1 rRNA gene is annotated in these 2,900 nt (G+C 52.3%); it reads left to right on the top strand.

Annotated features, from left to right (window positions below):
- A 23S ribosomal RNA gene (locus tag LZD48_RS18275) occupies positions 1-2,891 on the top strand; the annotation flags it as partial.
- Positions 2,892-2,900 lie beyond the last annotated feature (9 nt).

The following is a 2,900-nucleotide window of genomic DNA, read 5'->3' as shown; positions in this document are numbered from 1 at the left end:
ATGCCTTGGCACTAGGAGCTGATGAAGGACGGGACTAACACCGATATGCTCCGGGTAGTTGTAAGTAAACGTTGATCCGGAGATCTCCGAATGGGGCAACCCACTGTCCGTAATGGGACAGTACGTATACCTGAATACATAGGGTATACGAGGCAGACCTGGGGAACTGAAACATCTCAGTACCCAGAGGAAGAGAAAGCAAATGCGATTTCCCAAGTAGCGGCGAGCGAAACGGAACGAGCCCAAACCAGTAAGCTTGCTTACTGGGGTTGTAGGACACTCCATTGGAGTTACAAAGAAATTCTTTAGATGAATCGATCTGGAAAGATCAGCCATAGAAGGTAACAGCCCTGTAATCGAAAAAGAGTTTCCTCCGGAGTGTATCCTGAGTACGGCGGAACACGTGGAATTCCGTCGGAATCCGGGAGGACCATCTCCCAAGGCTAAATACTCCCTAGTGACCGATAGTGAACCAGTACCGTGAGGGAAAGGTGAAAAGCACCCCGGGAGGGGAGTGAAAGAGAACCTGAAACCGTGCGCTTACAAGTAGTCGGAGCTCATTTATGAGTGACGGCGTACCTTTTGTAGAATGGACCGGCGAGTTACGATTACATGCAAGGTTAAGTGGAAGACACGGAGCCGCAGCGAAAGCGAGTCTGAATAGGGCGAATGAGTATGTGGTCGTAGACCCGAAACCGTGTGATCTACCCATGTCCAGGGTGAAGGTCAGGTAACACTGACTGGAGGCCCGAACCCACGTATGTTGAAAAATGCGGGGATGAGGTGTGGGTAGGGGTGAAATGCCAATCGAACACGGAGATAGCTGGTTCTCTCCGAAATAGCTTTAGGGCTAGCCTCAAAAATAGAGTACTGGAGGTAGAGCACTGATTGGACTAGGGGCCCTCACCGGGTTACCGAATTCAGTCAAACTCCGAATGCCAGCTACTTCTTTTTGGGAGTCAGACTGCGGGTGATAAGATTCGTAGTCGAGAGGGAAACAGCCCAGACCGCCAGCTAAGGTCCCAAAGTATACGTTAAGTGGAAAAGGATGTGGAGTTGCCCAGACAACCAGGATGTTGGCTTAGAAGCAGCCACCATTTAAAGAGTGCGTAATAGCTCACTGGTCGAGTGACTCTGCGCCGAAAATGTACCGGGGCTAAACGTATCACCGAAGCTGCGGATTGTTCTTCCGAACAATGGTAGGAGAGCGTTCTAAGTGCTGTGAAGTCAGACCGTGAGGACTGGTGGAGCGCTTAGAAGTGAGAATGCCGGTATGAGTAGCGAAAAAAGAGTGAGAATCTCTTTCACCGAATGCCTAAGGTTTCCTGAGGAAGGCTCGTCCTCTCAGGGTTAGTCGGGACCTAAGCCGAGGCCGACAGGCGTAGGCGATGGACAACAGGTTGATATTCCTGTACCACCTCATGATCGTTATGAGCGATGGGGGAACGCAGAAGGATAAGGAATGCGCACGGATGGAAGTGTGCGCCCAAGCAGTGAGAAAGTCAGATAGGCAAATCCGTCTGGCAATTTCAAGCTGTGATGGGGAGGGAAATTGAGTACCGAAGTTCCTGATTTCACACTGCCGAGAAAAGCCTCTAGCCAGATCACAGGTGCCCGTACCGCAAACCGACACAGGTAGGCGAGGAGAGAATCCTAAGGTGAGCGGGAGAACTCTCGTTAAGGAACTCGGCAAAATGACCCCGTAACTTCGGGAGAAGGGGTGCTTCTTTTAGAAGAAGCCGCAGTGAATAGGCCCAAGCGACTGTTTAGCAAAAACACAGGTCTCTGCGAAGCCGAAAGGCGAAGTATAGGGGCTGACACCTGCCCGGTGCTGGAAGGTTAAGGGGAAGAGTTAGCCGTAAGGCGAAGCTTAGAACCGAAGCCCCAGTAAACGGCGGCCGTAACTATAACGGTCCTAAGGTAGCGAAATTCCTTGTCGGGTAAGTTCCGACCCGCACGAAAGGTGCAACGACTTGGGCACTGTCTCAACGAGAGACCCGGTGAAATTATACGATGTGTGAAGATGCACATTACCCGCGACAGGACGGAAAGACCCCGTGGAGCTTTACTGTAGCTTGATATTGACTGTTTGTGCAGCTTGTACAGGATAGGTGGGAGCCGTGGAATCGGGAGCGCTAGCTTCCGTGGAGGCACCCGTGGGATACCACCCTAGCTGTATGAACATTCTAACCCAGGACCGTGATCCGGTCCGGAGACAGTGTCAGGCAGGCAGTTTGACTGGGGCGGTCGCCTCCCAAAAGGTAACGGAGGCGCCCAAAGGTTCCCTCAGAATGGTTGGAAATCATTCGCAGAGTGTAAAGGCACAAGGGAGCTTGACTGCGAGACCTACAAGTCGAGCAGGGACGAAAGTCGGGCTTAGTGATCCGGTGGTTCCGCATGGAAGGGCCATCGCTCAACGGATAAAAGCTACCCCGGGGATAACAGGCTTATCTCCCCCAAGAGTTCACATCGACGGGGAGGTTTGGCACCTCGATGTCGGCTCATCGCATCCTGGGGCTGTAGTCGGTCCCAAGGGTTGGGCTGTTCGCCCATTAAAGCGGTACGCGAGCTGGGTTCAGAACGTCGTGAGACAGTTCGGTCCCTATCCGTCGTGGGCGCTGGAAGTTTGAGAGGAGCTGTCCTTAGTACGAGAGGACCGGGATGGACACACCGCTGGTGTACCAGTTGTTCCGCCAGGAGCATGGCTGGGTAGCTACGTGTGGAAAGGATAAGTGCTGAAAGCATCTAAGCATGAAGCCCCCCTCAAGATGAGACTTCCCATCACTTCGAGTGAGTAAGATCCCTCAGAGACGATGAGGTTGATAGGTTCGAGGTAGAAGCATGGTGACATGTGGAGCTGACGAATACTAATCGATCGAGGACTTAACTAACTTCTATAT

The organism is Oceanobacillus alkalisoli (assembly GCF_021556485.1).
Taxonomy (GTDB): Bacteria; Bacillota; Bacilli; order Bacillales; family Amphibacillaceae; genus Oceanobacillus; species Oceanobacillus alkalisoli.
The sequence above is the reverse complement of the archived record's forward strand: the minus strand, read 5'-3'. Positions and strand labels throughout refer to the sequence as shown.